Annotated in this window: 19 protein-coding genes and 1 pseudogene; 11 read left to right on the top strand and 9 right to left on the bottom strand. The window is 62.1% G+C overall.

The annotated features are described in order from the left end of the window. Positions 1 to 15 precede the first annotated feature (15 nt). From ACNFCJ_RS22200 to ACNFCJ_RS22190, 3 genes are read left to right on the top strand one after another with little or no spacing between them, the layout of a single operon-like run. Complete coding sequence (locus ACNFCJ_RS22200; RefSeq protein WP_416773664.1) at positions 16 to 705, top strand: class I SAM-dependent methyltransferase; 690 nt, start codon at positions 16 to 18, stop codon at positions 703 to 705. Position 706: 1 nt separating this feature from the next. After that, entirely contained in the window at positions 707 to 1,411 is a 705-nt protein-coding gene (locus ACNFCJ_RS22195; protein WP_416773663.1) for a lipopolysaccharide kinase InaA family protein, read from the top strand. Further along, complete coding sequence (locus ACNFCJ_RS22190) at positions 1,408 to 1,794, top strand: diacylglycerol kinase (RefSeq protein WP_099523781.1); 387 nt, start codon at positions 1,408 to 1,410, stop codon at positions 1,792 to 1,794. The genes ACNFCJ_RS22195 and ACNFCJ_RS22190 overlap by 4 nt, the downstream gene beginning before the upstream one ends. Here the strand turns inward: ACNFCJ_RS22190 and ACNFCJ_RS22185 are convergent, their stop codons facing one another. Further along, entirely contained in the window at positions 1,795 to 2,259 is a 465-nt protein-coding gene (locus ACNFCJ_RS22185; protein ID WP_416773662.1) for a DUF3859 domain-containing protein, read from the bottom strand. It lies immediately after the preceding gene. Between the two features lie 66 nt (positions 2,260 to 2,325). After that, positions 2,326 to 3,336, bottom strand: a complete 1,011-nt coding sequence (locus tag ACNFCJ_RS22180) for an amidohydrolase family protein (protein ID WP_416773670.1) — start codon at positions 3,334 to 3,336, stop codon at positions 2,326 to 2,328. A gap of 251 nt (positions 3,337 to 3,587) precedes the next feature. Between ACNFCJ_RS22180 and ACNFCJ_RS22175 the strand changes: the two are divergent. From ACNFCJ_RS22175 to ACNFCJ_RS22145, 7 genes and pseudogenes are all read left to right on the top strand, one after another. Then, positions 3,588 to 4,418: pseudogene (locus ACNFCJ_RS22175) on the top strand (methyl-accepting chemotaxis protein); the annotation flags it as partial. A 423-nt stretch (positions 4,419 to 4,841) separates the two neighbouring features. Then, positions 4,842 to 4,982, top strand: coding sequence for a PDC sensor domain-containing protein (locus ACNFCJ_RS22170; RefSeq protein ID WP_372237982.1), 141 nt, complete (start codon positions 4,842 to 4,844; stop codon positions 4,980 to 4,982). A 140-nt stretch (positions 4,983 to 5,122) separates the two neighbouring features. Further along, entirely contained in the window at positions 5,123 to 5,524 is a 402-nt protein-coding gene (locus ACNFCJ_RS22165) for an OsmC family protein (protein WP_143506388.1), read from the top strand. Next, a complete protein-coding gene (locus ACNFCJ_RS22160; RefSeq protein ID WP_416773661.1) occupies positions 5,521 to 6,381 on the top strand; it encodes a pirin family protein in 861 nt (286 codons plus the stop codon). Before ACNFCJ_RS22165 ends, ACNFCJ_RS22160 begins: the two co-directional genes overlap by 4 nt. Before the next feature lie 365 nt (positions 6,382 to 6,746). After that, a complete protein-coding gene (locus tag ACNFCJ_RS22155) occupies positions 6,747 to 7,295 on the top strand; it encodes a sigma-70 family RNA polymerase sigma factor (protein WP_416773660.1) in 549 nt (182 codons plus the stop codon). Next, a complete protein-coding gene (locus ACNFCJ_RS22150) occupies positions 7,292 to 8,005 on the top strand; it encodes an anti-sigma factor (RefSeq protein WP_143506384.1) in 714 nt (237 codons plus the stop codon). The genes ACNFCJ_RS22155 and ACNFCJ_RS22150 overlap by 4 nt, the downstream gene beginning before the upstream one ends. A 182-nt stretch (positions 8,006 to 8,187) precedes the next feature. After that, positions 8,188 to 8,967 (top strand): DUF4394 domain-containing protein, encoded by a 780-nt coding sequence (locus ACNFCJ_RS22145; RefSeq protein WP_416773659.1) that lies wholly within the window; start codon positions 8,188 to 8,190, stop codon positions 8,965 to 8,967. A gap of 62 nt (positions 8,968 to 9,029) precedes the next feature. On the opposite strand, the gene ACNFCJ_RS22140 is transcribed toward ACNFCJ_RS22145, so the two are convergent. The 7 genes from ACNFCJ_RS22140 to ACNFCJ_RS22110 form a co-directional block, all read right to left on the bottom strand. Then, positions 9,030 to 9,818, bottom strand: a complete 789-nt coding sequence (locus ACNFCJ_RS22140) for a dienelactone hydrolase family protein (RefSeq protein WP_099523763.1) — start codon at positions 9,816 to 9,818, stop codon at positions 9,030 to 9,032. An 81-nt stretch (positions 9,819 to 9,899) separates the two neighbouring features. Next, positions 9,900 to 10,907 carry an HD domain-containing phosphohydrolase gene (locus ACNFCJ_RS22135; RefSeq protein ID WP_416773658.1) on the bottom strand — a complete coding sequence of 336 codons (1,008 nt, stop codon included), beginning with the start codon at positions 10,905 to 10,907 and terminating at the stop codon, positions 9,900 to 9,902. Then, positions 10,904 to 14,545: a PAS domain S-box protein gene (locus ACNFCJ_RS22130; RefSeq protein WP_416773657.1), complete on the bottom strand. Its 3,642-nt coding sequence runs from the start codon at positions 14,543 to 14,545 to the stop codon at positions 10,904 to 10,906. The genes ACNFCJ_RS22135 and ACNFCJ_RS22130 overlap by 4 nt, the downstream gene beginning before the upstream one ends. A gap of 186 nt (positions 14,546 to 14,731) precedes the next feature. Next, positions 14,732 to 16,630: a molecular chaperone HtpG gene (gene htpG / locus ACNFCJ_RS22125; RefSeq protein ID WP_416773656.1), complete on the bottom strand. Its 1,899-nt coding sequence runs from the start codon at positions 16,628 to 16,630 to the stop codon at positions 14,732 to 14,734. 84 nt (positions 16,631 to 16,714) lie between these two features. Beyond that, on the bottom strand, positions 16,715 to 17,962 hold the full coding sequence (locus ACNFCJ_RS22120) for an MFS transporter (RefSeq protein ID WP_416773655.1): 1,248 nt from the start codon (positions 17,960 to 17,962) through the stop codon (positions 16,715 to 16,717). Positions 17,963 to 18,031: 69 nt separating this feature from the next. After that, positions 18,032 to 18,478, bottom strand: coding sequence for a PaaI family thioesterase (locus ACNFCJ_RS22115; protein WP_099523753.1), 447 nt, complete (start codon positions 18,476 to 18,478; stop codon positions 18,032 to 18,034). Then, complete coding sequence (locus tag ACNFCJ_RS22110) at positions 18,475 to 18,954, bottom strand: PaaI family thioesterase (protein WP_106732132.1); 480 nt, start codon at positions 18,952 to 18,954, stop codon at positions 18,475 to 18,477. The genes ACNFCJ_RS22115 and ACNFCJ_RS22110 overlap by 4 nt, the downstream gene beginning before the upstream one ends. A 174-nt stretch (positions 18,955 to 19,128) precedes the next feature. Here ACNFCJ_RS22110 and ACNFCJ_RS22105 point away from each other — a divergent pair, with 174 nt between their 5' ends. Then, the gene (locus tag ACNFCJ_RS22105; protein WP_343350025.1) at positions 19,129 to 19,425 is read left to right on the top strand and encodes a hypothetical protein; all 297 of its coding nucleotides are present in this window, start codon (positions 19,129 to 19,131) and stop codon (positions 19,423 to 19,425) included. Positions 19,426 to 19,564: the final 139 nt, after the last annotated feature.

The following is a 19,564-nucleotide window of genomic DNA, read 5'->3' as shown; positions in this document are numbered from 1 at the left end:
CAAGGGACGTTCGTCATGCCCAAGCCTAGCCCCATCGAGCTGGATTTTTCCCGCAAGTACGATTTCGATCACGCTCAGCAATATCTGCACAAGCACCAGGACGGCCTTTCCCGGCGCCTGTCGCACTGGCGCGACGTGCAGGTAGCGCGCCGTGCATTGCAGATGGCCGATGAGCCGAACCTGGTACTCGACCTGCCCTGCGGTGCCGGACGCTTCTGGCCGATGCTCTGCGAGCAGCCGAACCGGGTGATCTTCGCCGCCGACAACTCTGCCGACATGATCGCCACCGCGCGCGCGGCGCAGGCACCTGAGGTGGTGGCGCGGGTCAACAGCTTTCGCACCTCCGCCTTCGATATCGACCTGGGCGCGAACGCGGTGGACTGCATCTTCTGCATCCGCCTGCTGCATCACATCGAATCGGCCGAACACCGCCTGGCCATTCTCCGCGAGTTTCATCGCGTCAGCCGCGATACGGTGATCGTCTCGCTGTGGGTCGACGGCAACTACAAAGCCTGGAAACGCCGCCGTCTGGAGGCCAGCAGAATGGCTCAAGGTCGAGCTACGGAAAACCAGAACCGCTTCGTCGTCGCGCGGAGCACGGTAGAACGTGAATTCCACCAGGCCGGCTTCAGTATTCTCGGCCACTTGGACTTCCTACCCGGCTATGCCATGTGGCGCACCTACGTCCTGCGCAAGGTGGTCTGAGATGGGCATTCTCAGCGAACAGGCACTGGCCGCCCTACCCTCGACCGAATTCGACCGCTGGTGGCACAACCCCGGCGAATGGGTCGAGCCCGCCAACCAACGCCGTGGCGGCGAAAGCGGTGTGTGCCTGCTACAACACTGGGACACAAACCGACCGCGGCTGTATTGCAAGCGCCAGAGCGGGCATCTCTACCGCTCGCTGCGTCACCCGTTGGGACGGCCGACCATCCTGCGCGAGCTGCAGGCCTACCGTGCCCTCGCCCGCCTCGGCATCCGTACACCGAACATCGTCTACTGCTCGGCGCGCAAACAAAGTGGACAGTGGCAGGCGCTGCTGGTCACAGAAGCCTTGCCAGGTTTCATCAGCCTGGAACAGTGGTACGAAGAGGCCCACGCCCCCAAGCTCAACCAGGCCATGCTGCAACGCCTGGCGGTCACCCTGGCACGCCTGCACCTGGGGGGATGGCAGCATGGCTGTTGCTACGCCAAGCATCTGTTCGTCAAAGTGCGCAGCGATGGGGATGTGGACATTGCCCTGCTGGATCTGGAGAAAAGCCGCCGGCATTGGCGTATTGCCAGCGCCTCACGGCGTGATCTCGGCCAATTGCAACGCCACGGCGGCAGCATGCCCGAAGCCGACATGCTCTACCTGCGCCAGGCTTACCAGCGAGCCTTGAATGATCCATGGGGTGGGCTGCAGCCATGAACGACGGCTCCGATCTTGACGCCCTGTCCTTCAAGGGCCGCCGCGGCCTGACGCGCATCTTCGACGCCACCGGTTATTCGCTCGCTGGGCTGCGCGCTGCCTACCAGGGTGAAGCCGCGTTCCGTCAGCTGGTGTGGTTGAACCTGGTGCTGCTGCCGCTGGCCTGCCTGGTCGATGTCAGTCGCGCGGAGCGGGCCCTGCTGGTGCTGGTGCCACTATTGGCGCTGGTGGTGGAACTGCTCAATTCCGCCATCGAGGCGGTGGTCGACCGTATCTCGCTGAACCTGCACCCGCTGTCCAAACAGGCCAAGGACATGGGCAGCGCAGCACAAATGGTCGCGCTGCTGATGATCGCCCTGACCTGGGCGATCATCCTGCTCTGATCAACGCACCATGAAGCGCTGTTCGGCCAGCTTGCGATCGCCCTGATAGACGATGAAATGCCATTCGCCGGGCACCACTTCGTGGTGTTCGGTGAACTCGAAGGCCATCACGTCCTGCGGTGCACCGACCACCAGTTTCTGCTGCACTTCGAACTTGTCATGACGCTGACCATCCGGCGTGACAACGCCCGGCGTGAGGTATAGCAACGTCAGTGGGGTATCGCCCTCACGCTTGCCGGCGAGGCTGTAGCGCATGCCGAACTTGGTGCCAAGCTTGGCGGGAACCTGCTCGGTGCGCTCGATATCCTGATTGCTGCGGGTCAGCACTCGCTCGCCGGGCTGAAAGTCCTGATACTGGCTGCTGAAGATGCCGTATTCCACCGGCCCTTCGACGCGGACATCAGCCTGGCTCAGCCCGGCCCAGGCGCATAGACCGGCCATCATGGCCATTCGGGTGTAATGCATGGTGCGCTCCTCGTTGAGATGAGCGCGAGCCTATGACGCCCGAATGACAGCCTGATGACAGATAGGCTAGCGATCCAGCTCGGCCTGCACCTTGCGCGGCAGAATGGACAGGAAGTTGTCGCGCGCCACCTTGTGCGCCACGTCCTCGGGCAAGGCATCGAGGAAGGGATCGAAGCCCTTCATGTAGTCGCCCAGACTGCCGAAGCGGCCGACCATATCCGAGCCCAGCATGAAGCGCTCCGGGTAACTGCTGATCAGGTGCACCCACTTCGCGTCCGGTTTGCCGTTTTCGTCCAACAGGTAGGGACGCAGCATAGTCCAGGACAGATCGATATACAGATTGGGGTATTGGCCGAGCATGCGTTCGACCGTGTCCAGGAGGAAGTCGAGTTTCTCCTGATGACGATGAATCTCGGCACTGGTGCCGGCATGCGCCCAGATGAAACGCACATGCGGATGGTTGCGCAGCGGTGCCTCGATCTCTTCCAGGAACAGCGGCTCACGTTCACGCTTGGAGGTGATGTTCGAATGCAGCATTACCGGCAAGTCATATTCGGCAGCCAGGTGGAACACCCGCGCCAGCGCCTCGTTGTTGGCGCGCGGCGCACTGCCATGAATCAGCGCGGTGAGGTCGTCGTGTCGGGTGAATATCTCGCCGATGCCCTGCCACAGGCCGGGGTCCAGCTCGAGCATGCGGCGGATATGCGCATCGGCATTCTTGTCGTTGGGATTGAAGCCGGACAGGAACGGGTGGAAGCGCTTGCGCTGCTCGGCCGGCAAGCGCTTGTAAGCGGCGGCGATGAATACGTCGGTGGCACTGTACCAATAGGCATTGGCGTCATCACCGGCGTAATAACGCGGACGCTTGGGCTCGTCCTCGTCCCATTTTTTAGCCACCGGAATACCGGAGAACATCACATGATCGACGTTGTTTTCCGCCATTTTCTCCAGCAGTTCGTCCATGCCGGCGCTTTCCTGGAAAAAGTCCACATAGTGCAGATGGGCATCGCTGTAGCGGTATTCGCGGGCCTGGGCGCTGCAGGCAATCACGGCGCTGAGCGCGAGTATCCATGGCATGGATCGAGAGATGAGCAAGGCGAGTCCTCCTGACGGTACGAGCAGCATAGACCGCCGGTCCGCTACGCAAGTTCTACGAAGGCTCATTGGCCTTGTATACGCAATTGCACTCATCTGGAGCTCGGACATGAAACACGCACCAAATCAGAACATTATTAGCTAACTAACAGCCTGGGACGGGCGTGGATGTGTCAGTCGATGATGGCACCTCGCTTGCAGTGTCTGCACTCAGACCAGCCAGGGGAATCACCATGTTGCAGTTGCTGCGCAAGCCAGCCCGCAAGGCCAAGAACGAGGCCGCATTGGACGCTCTGTTCCAACAGCACGACCTCACAACTCGACTCCCGGAGGACTACCAGTGGATGGTGCGCCTGAACGATTTCAGCGCCAGCCTCCAGCAGCGTATTCGCGCCAGTCTCGGCGCTGCCGTCGGCATCGCCGCGCACGCGCCGCAACTGGCGCGCATCGCCGCGGCCAATCAACAAAGCGGACAGACCCTGGCGCAATCCTCGGAGCTGATCGCCAGCGCCAGCGAGCAGGTCACCACTACCCTGGATGCCGAACTGGTGCCTGGTGCCGGCGAAGTCGCGCGCCTGTCCGCCGAGGTTTCCGCCACCCTCCATCAGTGCCAGGAAAGTGGCCAGGCGGTGCTGCGTCAGGTTGAAGTGATCGACGCCAGCGAGGCGCAACTGGCTCAGGTGATCCAGCAACTGGCCGGGCAACTCGATGAAGTGAGCAAGGTCATCGGCGTGATCGCCAGCATCTCCCAACAGACCAATCTGCTGGCCTTGAACGCCGCCATCGAAGCCGCCCGCGCCGGCGAGCATGGCCGTGGCTTTGCCGTGGTCGCCGAAGAAGTACGGCGCCTGGCGGGCCACACCACCGATGCCACCGGCCAGGTCAGCGGCATCATCGAGCGTTTTCGCGAGGGCATGCAGCAGCTTGGCGATGCCGGTCAGCATATGAACCAGGCCGTGGCCGACGGCCGCACCGGCATCATTGCCGTCAGCGCTGGGCTGGACAGCACGCGCCAGGCCATGGATCGTCTCGACGCTCAGGTCGGCCAGATCGCCGCAGGCACCGAGCAGATAGGCCAGGCGGTGCGCTCGATCAATGGCGATGTGCAGAACATCGCCCAAGTCGCCGGTGAACTGCTCGGCAAGGCAGGCCAGGTGCTGCATCACAGCCAGGCAGTACGCGAGGATGGTGACCGCCTGCTCGCCGGGCTCGGCGACTTCCGCCTGGAGATTCACGCAGCCGTGCGCGCCAGCATCGAGCAACTGGCCACGCGCCCCGAGTTGGCCGGCGACGTGGCAGCAGCCGAGCGCCTGCTTTCCGAAACGCTGGCACGCGAAAGCCGTTTCGAGCTGTTCTATCTGGTAGATAGCCGCGGCGTGCAGATTTCCGAGAACATCTTCGCCGCAGATGTGGCGCACAGTGAGGGAGCCAGCTGTCGCGGCCGCGACTGGAGCCAGCGCCCCTGGTTCCGTGCCGTGGCCGAACGGATGGAGAGTCATATCACCCAGGTCTATCGCTCGTCGGCAACCGATGACTTCTGCTTCACCGTGTCGGTGCCTATCGTCGACAGCCAGGGGCGCCTACTGCGAGTGCTGGGGGCCGATGTGCGCTTGTCGGCACTGGTGTGAACAGAGCTGCCTGAGCCAGGTCTTTTGACGCTTCGCCGCGACCGCGTCGGGAGCCCTTTCTCGCCGCAACGCGGCTTGCTCCGGAGCGCCAACAGCGCCTAGGCTCATGGAAATTGCCGTCACGCCTACAAGGAAGCGCCATGATCCGCATTCACAACAGCAAGGGCCTGCAGCAGCAGATCGAAATCGGCTCGCACCAGCTCCTCGGCGATGTTTCGACCGAGCTAGGTGGTGAGAACGCCGGCCCCGATCCGCACGACCTGTTCGACGCCTCGCTCGGCACCTGCAAGGCCATGACCCTGCTGCTCTATGCACGCCAGCGCGGCCTGCCGCTGGAAGGTATTGACGTCAGCGTCGAACGTGACGACAGCGAAGAACGCCAAGGCAACTACCACCTGATCGTCGAGCTGTCGCTCAAGGGCCCACTGGACGATGCCCAGCGCCAGCAACTGCTGCGCGTCGCCGACAAGTGCCCGATCCACAAGCTGATGACAACCACAGACATCCAGGTCGAAACCCGCCTGGCGGGAGCCAAGGCATGAGCGAACTGCAGCTGATTCGCCCGCGCGCCGAAGACATCTCCGGGCAACCGATCCTGCGCCCCCTGCCCTCGGCCCGCTTTCGCAGCATCGGTCCCTTCGTGTTCTTCGATCATATGCTCGAGCACGCCTACCCCGCCGGCAGCGGCATGAATATCGCCCAGCATCCGCATATCGGCCTGTCCACTCTCACCTACCTGTTCGAAGGCCAGCTGCAGCACAAGGACAGCCTGGGCTCGGATCAGCTGGTCAGCCCGGGCGACGTCAGCTGGATGACTGCAGGGCGCGCGGTCGCTCATGTCGAGCGTACGCCGCCCGCACAACTAGGTCAGGACAAACGAGCGCATGGCCTGCAGGTCTGGCTGGCGCTGCCAGAGGCCGACGAGCAGTGCGAGCCGAGCTACAGCCATCATCCGGCTCAGTCGCTGCCGCGCAGCGATGCCATGGGCGTACAGATCACCTTGCTCGCCGGTAACGGCTTCTGTCTCGAATCGCCAGTACCGGTTCGTTCACCAACCCTGTATGCCGAGCTGCGCCTGACAGCCGGTGCCAATCTGCTGATACCCGCCGAGCACAGCGAGCGCGCGCTGTACCTGATCGACGGCGAAGCGGAACTCGATGGCGAAGCGCTGCCCAAACACACCATGGCCGTAATCCCGGCTGGTGAAACACCCGTCCTCAGTGCCTGCGGCGAATGCCACCTGGCCCTGATCGGCGGTGAGCCCATTGGCCCACGACGGATTAACTGGAACTTCGTCGCCACCACCCCGGAGCTGATCGACCAGGCGCGCCAACGCTGGGCCGCTGGCGACTGGCCGCAGGTGCCAGGCGAAACCACGCGCATCGAACTGCCGCGCTAACTCCATCCAGTGCAAGCGCGCAACGGCGCCTATCACCGCAAAGGACTGCCCTCTTGCCTCTGTATCGCACCCTCGCGGGCCTGCTGCTTTTACCTACGCAGGCCCTGGCCGATCTACCCCGTTTCGAACCTGAGCGAAGTCCTCGATCAACAGGGAAACTGGCTGCTGATTCCTTACGCCTCGCGCAAGGGACCATTGGAGCGCTGTGTGTCACTCGACGAGGCCCACGGCCAAACTCGGCCATGACGCCTCTCCCTATGAATATGCTGTAACGCCTTCGCAGTTTTTTGTTACCTGTGCGTGATCCAGAAGCGCAGTTGCCGGGTATAAGCTGCATGCGGATTTCTCAGGCCAACGGATGCCCCATGGCAGATCGCAACTTCGACTACGAAAGCACCCTGGAAGCCTGCGCACGCGGCGACGAACGTGCCTTCCAGGCGCTCTATCGGCAGGAGGCTGGGCAGTTGCTCGGCCTGGCCATCAGCATGCTGGGCCGACGCGACATTGCCGAGGACTGTCTGCACGACGCTTTCGTGCGCATCTGGCAACACGCTGCGCGTTTCAGACGCGAGCTCGGTAGCGGCCGCGCCTGGGTACACAGCATCCTGCGCTACCGCGTACTCAATGCCCTGCGCAGTGGTGGCAGGTACGCCGAAGTCGACGATGAATTCATCGAACGCGTGCTGGACGACAGCCCGCAAGCCGAAGCGCAGGCGCTGGAGCAATCAGAACAGCGCCTGCTGCGTCGCTGCCTGCAGCGCCTGGAAAAACCGCGACGTCACCCGATCCTGCTGGCGTTCTACCGTGGCCTGACCCACGAGCAGATCGCCAGTCGCCTGAGCACACCGCTGGGCACCATCAAAGGCCGTATCCGCGCCGGCATGCGCGCGCTGCAGGAGTGTCTGCAAGCATGATTCCGCACGATCCCGAAGAACGCCGTGCCTTGATTGGCGAGTACCTGCTCGGTCTACTCGACGAGCAGGACGCCGCCGAGGTTCAGCAGTTGCTTGAATCGGATGAAAGTGCCGCCCGTATGGCCCTGGAATGGGAACGGCACTTTCTCGACCTGAGCGACCAGCTACCGGCACAAGCCCCCTCCCCGGCACTCTGGGCCCGTATTCGACAGAGCCTGGGCCTGCACGATGCGCCACACGCCAGCCCGCTGGCCAACTGGTGGAACAGCCTGCTGACCTGGCGCCTGACTGCAGCTGCGCTGGCCATGGCGCTGCTGGTCGCCGTGCTGATGCCGCTGTTGCGTACCCCGGATATCGCCGGCGAACGCTACACCGTGGTGTTGCAAGAACCGGGCGAAGCAGCCAAGCCTGGCTGGGTGATCCAGGTCAGCAGTGACGGCACGCTCTCGCTTGATCCGCTGGTCGCCGATCAGGTTCCTGACGGTCGCGCGCTGCAGTTCTGGACGCTGATCGACCCGGCCGACGGCCCGCGCTCGCTGGGCCTGGTCGAAGCCGGCCAACCGCTGCGTCTGCCTGCCGAGCAAATCGGCGCCGTACAGGCCGGCCAGTTGTTCGAACTGACTCTCGAACCGGCAGGTGGCTCGCCCTACAACCGCCCCAGCGGCCCGGTGCTATACATCGGTCGCGCCGTGCTGGCCAGCGCCAACTGAGCAGGTTGCCGGCCGCCTGGCCGGCAGCTTTCCTCCCCCGATTACCCTGCGAAAAAATATTTTCATCCGCTGACATCCAACCCCGTTCCTCGCGGGTATAGCTCACAGGTGTTTCGTCGAGGCACCTGCGAAGCCGGCCAGCTGGCTTCGTCTCGATGCTGAAACCTTTATGAGGAACAACCATGAAACGCATCACTACCCTTTGCACCGCCGGCCTGCTGACCCTGAGCGCAGGTGCCGCCAGCGCCACCGAACTGCTCGCACTGGGCGCCGACGGCAAGCTGTTCAAGGTCGATGTCGCCAGCCTCAAGGTCACCGGCAGCATGGCTGTCAGCGGCGCCAGCGACCTGCGCGGCCTGGACATACGTCCGGCCAGCGGTCAGCTCTACGTCCTCAGCGGCACCGATCAGCTCTACACCCTGGACGCCGCCAGCGGTAAGGCGACCGCAGGCAGCAAGCTGCAAACCGCATTGGCTGGCAGCGGCCAGGCCGTGGTCGACTTCAACCCGGTGGCCGACCGCCTGCGCCTGCTTGGCCCGGACGGCACCAGCCTGCGGGTAAACGTCGATACTGGTGAAGTCGCCGTAGACGGCAAGGTCGCCTACGCCGCCGATGGCCCTTACGCCGGCAAGCAACCCAAGGTGGTCGCCGGTGCCTACACCAATGCCTATGCCGGCACCCAGAGCACCGCGCTGTACAACATCGACCTGGCCAGCGGCAGCCTGATGCTGCAGAACCCGCCGAACGATGGCGTACAGCAGGAAGTCGGCAAGGTCGCCGACGGCCTCAAAGCGGCCGCGATGGATATCGCCAGCGACGGCAAGGGTGGCAACACGGCCTACGTGCTGACCGGCAAGACCCTGCACAAGCTGGATCTGGACAGCGGCAAGCCCACCACCCTGGGCGACGTCGCGGATCTGCCGGACGGCATCATCGACATCGCCGTGCTGCCAGCGAAGTAAGATGAAAAAAGGCTGCGCCCATTGGGCGCAGCCTTTCGTTCAACGCGCGGCAAAGCCGCGTGTCACTGCTCGGCGAACACCTCATCGAACAGATCGTTCATCGCTTTGAATGCCCGCGCAGCAACAACCGGGTGGTATTCGTTGCGACCGGGCACGTTGGCCTTGGGATTGGTGAACGAGTGCACGGCGCCGCCGTAGCTCACCAACTGCCAATCCACCTTGGCAGCCTTCATTTCCGAGACGAAACCGTCGACCTGCTCCTGCGGCACGGCCGGGTCGTCCGCACCATGCAGTACCAGTACCGGCGCCTTGATGTTCTTGGCATCGGCCGGGTTGGGTGTATCCAGGTTACCGTGGAAGGAGACGAAGCCCTTCAGCGGCGCGCCCGAACGGGCCAGCTCCAGTACCGTGCCACCACCGAAGCAGAAGCCGATGGCGCCGAGTCTGTCGAGATCCAGCGCCACCTCGCCGCTCTGCGCTTTGAGCACATCGACCGCTGCCTGGGCGCGCTTGCGCATCAGCGGGCGGTCGGCGCGTACCTTGCCTGCCGCGGCGCCTGCCTCCTCAGCATTGCTGGGACGAATGGCCTTACCGTACATGTCGGCAACGAAGACCACGTATTTGTCGCCCGCTGCGCGCGCCGCCTTGGCCACGGTGTCCTGGTTGACACCCATCCAGTTGGGAACGGCCAACAAACCGGGGCGCGGAGTTGTCACCGAGTCGTCATAAACCAGCACGCCCTCGAAAGCCTCGCCCTCGATCTCATAGGAAATCGGCTTGGTCACGACGGCCGCATCGGCAAGACCGGCGAATGCCGCGCACAACAAGGGAACCAGTGTCTTCTTCTGCATGGTGAGGCCTGCCCTTGGCAATGGTAGGCCCCTAACAATAGCCTCACTGTGGACAATGACCAAGTCGATATGAGGCGGGTTTTAGACAGGAGGTTTCAGCTCGGCCCAGCGTTCCTTGATCTGCAGAATCTCGGGCAGGCAGGCGATAAACAGCTCGACCAGGCGCGGATCGAAATGACGACCGCTCTGCTCACGCAAGAAGTCGACCGCAGCCTCCACAGTCCATGCCTGCTTGTAAGGGCGCACGCTGGTCAGCGCATCGAACACATCAGCGATGGCGACAATGCGCCCCTCGAGAGGAATGTCTTCGCCACTTAGGCCATTGGGGTAGCCGCTGCCATCCCACTTCTCATGGTGCGACAGCGCGATCCGTTGCGCTGTGCGCAGCAGCCCCGAACTGTGCTCGCCGATGATTTTTGCTCCGATCTCCACGTGCTGGCGCATCACCTGCCACTCCTGCTCGTCGAGCTTGCCCGGCTTGCGTAGCACGGCATCGGGTATGCCAATCTTGCCGACATCATGCATGGGTGCCGCATTGAGCAATTCCTCGGCAGCGCTCTCGCTGAATCCGGCGGCCAACGCCAGCACTTTGGAGAAATGACTCATGCGAATAACGTGCAAGCCGGTCTCGTTGTCCTTGTATTCAGCCGCCATGCCCAGGCGCTGGACGATCTGCAAGCGAGTCTGTTTCAGCTCGTCGACCCGCACCAGTGACAGGTGGGTACGCACACGCGCACGCACGATCGGCGGGCTCACCGGCTTGGTGATGTAATCCACCGCGCCGACCTCGAAGCCACGCGCTTCATCGTCGACATCGCCCAGGGCGGTAACGAAGATCACCGGAATCGTATTCAGTAACGGATTGGCCTTGAGCTGTTTGCACACCTCATAGCCAGTCATGCCCGGCATCATCACGTCGAGCAGAATCAGGTCGGGCCGCTCACGCTCGACCATTTCCAGGGCGCGCGGCCCTTCCTTGGCGAACAGCAGGCGATAGTCCTCCTGCAGGATATGGCGCAGCACCTGCAGGTTCGTGGGTTCGTCGTCGACCAACAGTAATAGCGGGCGAGTATCGGCAGCCAGGGTCATGATGCAGTCGCGTCCTCATCTTGCAGTCGCAGCAACAGTCGATCGAGCACCTGCAGGGCCTGATCGAAATCAAAGTCATCCAGCGCCTGGCGTATGTCGTTCAGGGCGGCGCTGTAGGCCGTACTCTCGGTGGTCTGCGCCATGGCTGCAAGGACTTCATCGTCCAGACCACCCCGCTGCAGCGCCTGTCGCAGCTGACTTGCCTGTTCACGCAGCGAGCGTACGTCAACAGCTGAACTTTCGCTCGTAGACGCCGTATCCGGCACCTGCGGCACTACGTCCTTGACCGTCAGAAGGGTCTGCTCAAGCTCCGCAATCAATGCGGGCAACCCCTGCTCGTCCTGTGCCTGAAACGCCCGCTCGACCAACTGCCCCAAACTGGCAAGGCTGCTCATGGCCAGGTTTGCGGCGGCGCCGTGTAGGCGATGCGCAAGCGCCTCGCCCTCTTGCCAGTCGCGTGCCGCCAGCAGTCGACTGAGGCGCACCGCCAGATCATGCTGTTCGCCAATGAACGTATTGATCGCCTGAGCCATACGCAGCGGCCCGCCCCACAGGCTGCTGCCGCGAACCCAGTCGAACAGGCCGTCGTCGGCGACACGAGTGGCACTGACCACTGCGCCGGGCACATCGGTCAGACCCAGCAGACGGGCAACTTCCCAAAGCAGTGCGTTGAGATCCAAAGGCTTCGAGGCGAAACCATTCATCCCCGAGTCCAACGCTGCCTGACGGTCCTGATCAAGTACGCTGGCGGTCAGAGCAATGATCGGAATCGGCTCTCGCGCCTCGGCGGCCTCCAGCTGGCGGATTCGTCGCGACGCCTCCAGGCCGTCAACACCCGGCATCTGCACATCCATCAGGATCAGATCGAAACGCTGCTGGGTGAACGCCTGTAGTGCGCCTTCACCATCGGCGACGCAGTGTACGCGATGGCCGAAATGCTCCAGGGTCAGTTGCAACAATTCGAGGTTCTGCGGCACGTCATCGGCCGCCAGAATATTCAGCCGCCCCAGCTCAGGCAGCACGGCGCGTTGCTGCGACGCCAAGCGCTTGCCGGCGCGCAGCGGCAATTCGATGCTGAAGCAACTGCCCTGCCCTTCTGTACTTTCGACCCGCAAGCGCCCCCCCATCAACTCGACCAATTGCCGAGAGATGGTGGTACCGAGGCCGGTACCACCGAAACGTCGACTCATCGACGCATCGGCCTGGGCAAACGGCTCGAAGATCTTCTCCAGGCGGTCGGCTGCGATACCAATGCCGGTGTCTTTCACCGCCAGACGCATCGCGCCCGGCTCCCCCGTCACTTTCAGGCGAACCTCGCCGTGCAGGGTGAACTTGACCGCATTACCGAGCAGGTTGGTCAGCACTTGTTGCAATCGCAGTGGGTCCCCGCAGAAGAACTCGTTGATCGTTGCCGGGTAATCCAGATGCAGTTGCAGGCCTTTGCTTTCGGCCGTCAGGCGCTGCGTTGCGAGCACCTGCTCGCACAGTTCGCGCAGGGAGAAATCCAGTTGCTCCAGCTCGATGGCGCCCCGGTCGAGCTTGGCCGTGTCGAGGATGTCATTGAGCAAGCCCAACAATGAACGCGACGAATGCTGCACGGTACTCAGATGGCGACGCTGCTCACTTGAAAGCGGGGTTTCCAGCAACAGGTCGGTAAAACCGATGATGGCATTCATCGGCGTACGAATTTCATGACTCATGTTGGCCAGGAAGCTGCTGCGCGCGGCAGCGGCGGCCTCGGCGCGATCACGGGCAGCCCGCAGATCCTGTTCCATGACGCGGCGCGGGGTCAGGTCGGTTGCCAACTTGACGACCTTGAACGGCTTGCCGTCGGTGTCGAGGATTGGGTTGTAGCTGGCCTGAATCCAGACATCCCGTCCGCCCTTATCAAAGCGGTGGTATTCGCCTGCACGAAAATGACCTGCGCGCAGATCCATCCAACCCTGGCGATAGGCATCGCTTGCTACCAGCTCAGGAGCGCAGAACATACCGTGATGGCGCCCTACCACTTCCTCCTTGCCATACCCAAACAACGCCAACGCATTGTCATTGATCTCGAGGATATTGCCGTCGAGGTCGAACTCGATCAGTGCCATCGCCTTGCTGATCGCGGTGACCTTGCCCTCGTACTCGGCATTGCGCCGCTTGGTTTCGGTCTGGTCGAGCAATACACCATCGATCCAGCGCGGCACGCCATTCTCGTCGCAAACCGCGCTACCGCTCTCCCAGATCCAGTGTTCGGTTCCGCTACGATCAAAGAGACGATATTCGACGGTATAGTTGCGCCCTTGCTCAATGGCCTGAACGACCTCGTCAGCGACCCGCTGGTAGTCGTCCGGGTGATACATATCGGCAATCGAACAGCGGCGACTGATGAAGTCGTCCGCGCTCCACCCCGTGAGGGTCTGCACCGCATCGCTGATAAATATCATGGTCCAGTCCCGGTCCAACATGCAGCGAAACGACACACCAGGAATGTTGCTGATCAACGAGCGGTACTGCTGCTCGCTGTCACGCAGGGCTCTCTCCATGGCCTGTCTTTCGCTGATGTCGGCGACGAATACCACGAACAGCGGCCGGCTGCCTGAATGGGTAACGCCAACGCTGATGCGCACAGGTTTTTCTTCACCCTCTCGAGTCAGGCACACCAGCTCCTGCTCGCCCGCCGGCATCGTCAGGCGTCCGGTTCTGAGGTAGTTCTCCAGCAGTGCCTCCACCTGTTCGACATGGCTGGCAGGCATCAGCGAGCGCATGTGCATGCCCACCAGCTCGTGCGGTGACCAGCCGAATAGGCGCGAAACCGCACGATTGGCCGAGCGCACAGTGCCGGTGTGATCAACGGTGACGATGGCATCCAGCGCGGTATCGAAGATCGAGCGCAGATGCTGTTCGCTGGCCTTGAGCTGGAGGCTCATGCGGCGATAGCGCAGCAGCGTGTTGGCCGCCACCACGAAGACGGTCAGAGCGACGGTCAGCAGCGTGATGGCAGTGGCGATATAACCACTGTCGACCACTGCCATCGGCACCTCGGACTCCGGCGTGCCGACAAAACGCGCCGCGGCCATGCCGGTGTAGTGCATGCCACTGATCGCCAGCCCCATCACCAGGGCGCTGAGCAGAAGCGCCCAGAGCGTCGGCAAACGCCCTTCCAGACCGAAGCGTACCCACAACGCCAGAATGGCCAGGGCGACGGCGACAACGATGGACAGGGCGAACATCCAGGGGTCATAGCGCAGCAGAGGCGCCATCTGCATCGCCGCCATACCGCTGTAGTGCATGGTACCTATACCGGCCCCGACCAGCACACCCCCAACACAGAGCTGCAGCAGGCTCAAGTCGCGCCGCGCCAGTAGAGTAAGTGCGACCCACGAAGCAGCCAGGCTCGGCAGCATCGATAACAGCGTGAGGCCCGGATCGAATCGCACTGCCGCACACAGTTCGAAGGCGAGCATGCCGAGCACATGCATGGACCAGATGCCGCCGCCGAGGGCGAGTGAGCCGGTGAAAATGGTGATCTGCCGGGCGACAGGATGCGAATTGACGCGCGCTTCGCCGGCCAGCTGCAGCGCCATGCCGGCGGCGAATACGGCAATGGCCAGCGACAACAGCACCAACTGCGGGTCGTAACGACTGAGCACGAGGACACCGGGATCCGCGCCCATGATGAAAAAAAGCTCGAGAATCGACATACAACCCCAGGACGCGACAGACCGCCAGCTAATTGCCAGCATCTGAAACGACGGGGCCTCGCTTGTCAATTAAAGCCGATCAATCACACCCATAGAAAAGCCCGCCGAAGCGGGCTTGTCCTATTGCCAGATAGATCAGGCGGAGAGCTCCACCAGCAGCTTGTTCAGGCGCTGCACGTAAGCGGCCGGATCCTTCAGGCTGTCGCCTGCGGCCAAAGCGGCCTGGTCGAAGAGGATGTGCGAGAGATCAGTGAAGCGATCCTCGTCCGGCTCGGCATCCAGGCGCTCGATCAGCGGGTGCGCAGGGTTGAACTCGAAGATCGGCTTGGCATCCGGCACCTTCTGCCCGCTGGCCTCGAGAATCTGGCGCATCTGCAGGCCCAGATCCTGTTCACCAATGGCAAGAATCGCCGGGGAATCGGTGAGACGGTGCGAGACGCGCACCTCGGCGACCTGCTCACCCAGCGCACCTTTCAGACGCTCGATCAGCCCTTCCTTGGCCTTGGCCACTTCTTCCTGAGCCTTCTTGTCCTCTTCCGAGTCCAGCTCACCCAGATCCAGGTCGCCACGGGCCACGTCGACGAACTGCTTGCCGTCGAACTCAGTCAGGTAGCTCATCAGCCACTCGTCGATACGGTCGGTGAGCAGCAGCACCTCGATGCCCTTCTTGCGGAACACTTCCAGGTGCGGGCTGTTCTTGATCTGCGCGTAGGATTCGCCAGTGAGGTAGTAGATCTTGTCCTGGCCTTCCTTGACGCGACCGAGGTAATCGGCCAGCGACACCGACTGCTCGTCGCCCTCGCCGACAGTGGAGGCGAAACGCAGCAGGCCGGCGATCTTCTCCTTGTTGGCGAAGTCTTCCGCCGGACCTTCCTTGAGTACCTGACCGAAGGCCTTCCAGAAGGTCTTGTAGTCGTCCGGCTTGTCCTTGGCGAGTTTCTCCAGCATGTCCAGCACGCGCTTGGTCAGCGCCGACTTCATCGAGTCGATGACCGGGCCGGACTGCAGGATTTCGCGGGAAACGTTCAGCGACAGATCGTTGGAATCGACCACGCCCTTGATGAAGCGCAGGTACAGGGGCAGGAACTGGTCGGCCTGGTCCATGATGAATACGCGCTGCACGTAGAGCTTGAGGCCCTTGGGCGCTTCGCGGTGGTACAGGTCGAACGGTGCGCGAGCCGGCACGTAGAGCAGCGAGGTGTACTCCAGCTTGCCCTCTACCTTGTTGTGGCTCCAGCTCAGCGGGTTCTCGAAATCGTGGCCAACGTGCTTGTAGAACTCCTGATATTCCTCGTCCTTGACCTCGGTACGCGGACGGGTCCATAGGGCACTGGCGCGGTTGACGGTTTCCCACTCGACTTCCGCGGGCTTGTCTTCACCGTGGTGCTCCTTCGGCAGTTCGATGGGCAGCGCGATATGGTCGGAGTACTTCTTGACGATGTTGCGCAGGCGCCAACCATCGGCGAACTCTTCCTCACCGCTCTTGAGGTGCAGAACGATACGCGTACCGCGCTCGGCCTTGTCGATGGTGGCAACCTCGAACTCACCCTCGCCCTTGCTCGACCAGTGCACACCTTCGCTGGCCGGAGTACCGGCGCGGCGGCTGAACACCTCGACCTGATCGGCGACGATGAATGCCGAGTAGAAGCCCACACCGAACTGGCCGATCAGGTGCGAATCCTTCTTCTGGTCACCAGAGAGGTTCTTCAGGAAGTCAGCCGTGCCGGATTTGGCGATGGTACCCAGGTGCGCGATGACTTCCTCGCGGTTCATGCCGATACCGTTGTCTTCGAGGGTAACGGTCTTGGCATCCTTGTCGAAGGACAGACGGATCTTCAGATCGGCGCCACCTTCGAGCAGTTCGGGCTTGGCCAGCGCCTCGAAACGCAGCTTGTCAGCGGCGTCGGAAGCGTTGGAAATCAACTCGCGCAGGAAAATCTCCTTGTTCGAGTACAGGGAATGGATCATCAGATGAAGCAGCTGCTTCACCTCGGTCTGGAAGCCCAGGGTTTCTTTTTGAGTTTCCACACTCATGGTCTTCTAACTCCACATGCAGGACTATGCCGCGCGAGCGGCGGATGTCCTGCAGATGGGGGCAGCGCGATCAATTTCAAGGGCTTAGGGTTCCAGCAACTGCAAACGGCCGATTTCTTCCGGCTTGAAACTGAAACTGGCCTGCCCGCCGCCACTGCCCATCTGCTGAATGAGGCGAATGCTGCCATCGGCGTCGATGCCGACGAAGCGCCCCTCGACCGTACCGCCACTGGCGCGACTCAGGCGCATGCTGAGGTTACGATACTGTTCCGGATTGCGCTGCAAGCGCGCTAGACTGAAGCGTTGCCGGCGGTCGACCGGGCGACTCAGGCGCTCCTCGATCGGGGCCGCCTCGCGCTGCGGCATAGCCTGAGCGGTGGCAGTGGCAGGCAATGCCGGGAAGCGATCACCTTCCACCGCCCAGCCCTGCTCGGCACGTTTGTACAGGCGCACCGGCATACGCTCGCTACGGCCGTCAATCTGCGCTTCGACCTGCAGCTCCAGGCTGTCACCCTCGAAGGTGAACACCGGCAGCTTCAGCTCGCTCACCTTGCGCGTGGCGAAGCGCCGCTGCAGATAGTCCTGCAGCACATGGGAAATGGTGTCACGGGAATCGAAACGCGCATCGACCTGGCCATCGACATAGCGCAGACGATCACGATAGAGCTCGACGCGACCACTGAGGCTGGTTTTGAAGCGCGGCGGCAGGACCAGATGGAAATCGCCGACCAGTCGGTTCGGCTCCTGCGGCTGCAGGTCCAGATGCATGGTGTAGCCACGGCTCAGACGACGCGCCTCGGGCAGATCTTGCTCCGGTAACAGCCAGCTCAGCTCTACCTCAGGCAGGTTACCGCTGTCCTGGGGCAATACGTCGATACGTATCGGACCGTCGACTGGCTGCGGCAGGCGGATACTCAGTTCGCGCAGGGCGAAGAAATCCAGGCCTTCGCGCAGCACCAACACGCCATCGATCAGCTCACCCTGCTGCGGGTGAAATGGTTGCCCGTTGAGCTCTCCGCGCAGATTGATGGCAAGCTCGGCCGGCGCCTGCACTTCGGGCTTGAGCCAGTCCAGGCGGACGATCGCCGCCAGACGTTCGGCATCCTTACTGGCCAGCAACGTGAGACCTACCACGAGGGGAATTACACCAAGCCCGATCAGAGTGACCGCACTGCGCGCTCGCTGCCAGTGGCGCACGATGTAAATCAGGGTAATCGGCGGGATCAGGCTGCCCCAGCCCCACAACAGGCTGGTGGCGAACGCCCGCATGACCAGCCATATCAGACCAGCCAGCATCAGCAGCAGGCCACCAATTATCAGCAACGCATCCATCTACAGGGTCCTTGTCATGATTTCGCTGCGCTGCCGATCCGTTCCAACTGCCGGGTAAGTCTCAAGCGCTCAGGGCTCATCGACCTTGAAGTGGGCACGGGCGGTGGCAATCGGTTCGGTCTGTTTGGTCTGCCAGGCGGTAATCGCCACGTTGGCCACCCGACGCCCCTGCCGCCAGACCTGGCACTGCGCATAGGTGTCACGATAATGGCCGGCGCGCAGGTAATCTATCGAGAAGTCGATGATTTTGGGCAAATGTGGAATGCCCATGAACATCAATAGATGAAGCATGGCCGCATGCTCCATGAAACCGGCGATTACGCCACCATGCAGCGCAGGTAGTACCGGGTTGCCGATGCAATCGCGATTGGCTGGCAGGCGAAAGACCATGTCGTCGCCCAGGCGCAGGCACTCGATACCCAGCAGTTTGGCGTAAGGGATCAGACTGATCAGCGGGTCGTAGTCGTTCTGCTGGTGCGCACGCGCCACCAGTTGTTCCAGGCTCAACTCGCTCACGCTCCACCGCCTTGCTGAATATTCTGTTTCAACTCAGCGCCACCCTGCGCGGCCTTGCCCATGCGCATGAAGGTGCCGACCACGTGGGCAATCGGTTGCTGCGGGTCGTCCTGATAGGCGTAGCCGCGGGTGAAGATGATGTTGGGGGTAACGCGATAACACTCGGCGAAACCAAACACATCCTTGCCGGGCTCGGCCGGGTGCATGTAGTCGATGCGCAGATCGAGCGTCGGGCAGATCTCGAACTCCGGCAGTACGCAGACCGTGGAGATACCACAGGTGGTGTCCATCAGCGTAGTGATGGCACCACCATGGATCACACCGGTGTCCGGATTGCCAACGATATGTGGTGTGTAGGGCAAGCACAGCGTCAGTCCCTTGCCGTCGGCCGACTCGACACGCATGCCCAGCACCTGACAATGACGCAACGCGGACAAAAACCGCTGTGCCCGCTCCTGAATCGACTGTTCGCTCATCACCCTGCCGCTCTGCTATGGCAAAAACAGCGAATGATAGCGCCTTGTGCCTGGACTCACACCAGTCCCTGTGCCGCTCTCATCGCCTTGGGAACTTATTGGCACTACCGACATTCAAAGTGACTGTGTGTTCTGGGGTCAACCCAGCCACCTATAACTCTCACACATGGAGTGATGACCGTGAACAAACCTCTGACTTATGCCCTGCTGCTTGCCACTGCCCTGGGTCTCGCCGCCTGCGAGAAAACCCCGGAAGACAAGATGGAGTCGGCCAAGGAGTCAGTCTCCGAAGCGATGGAGAACCTGGGCGATGCAGCCAAAGACACCGGCGAAGCCATCGAACAGAAAACCAATGAAGTCCTGGGTAACGAACCCACCACCGGCGAGAAAATTGAGGATGCGGCAAGCGATGCGGCCGACGCCATCGAGGATGCTGGCGACGAAGTCAAAGACGCTGTCGACGGTCAGTAACCTAAGCAAAAACCAAGAAGGCCCGCAATGCAGACTGTGTGAAAACCTAGCAGTCTGAGTGCAAGGTGAAGACAATGCCTCTATCGGTCGATAGGGGCATTGTCGTTTATGGGCTATATCCAAGGTGAAGATCGGCAAC

This window comes from Pseudomonas sp. NY15364 (assembly GCF_048068235.1).
GTDB classification, from domain to species: domain Bacteria; phylum Pseudomonadota; class Gammaproteobacteria; order Pseudomonadales; family Pseudomonadaceae; genus Aquipseudomonas; species Aquipseudomonas mendocina_D.
This window is presented reverse-complemented; position numbering and strand designations above follow the sequence as displayed.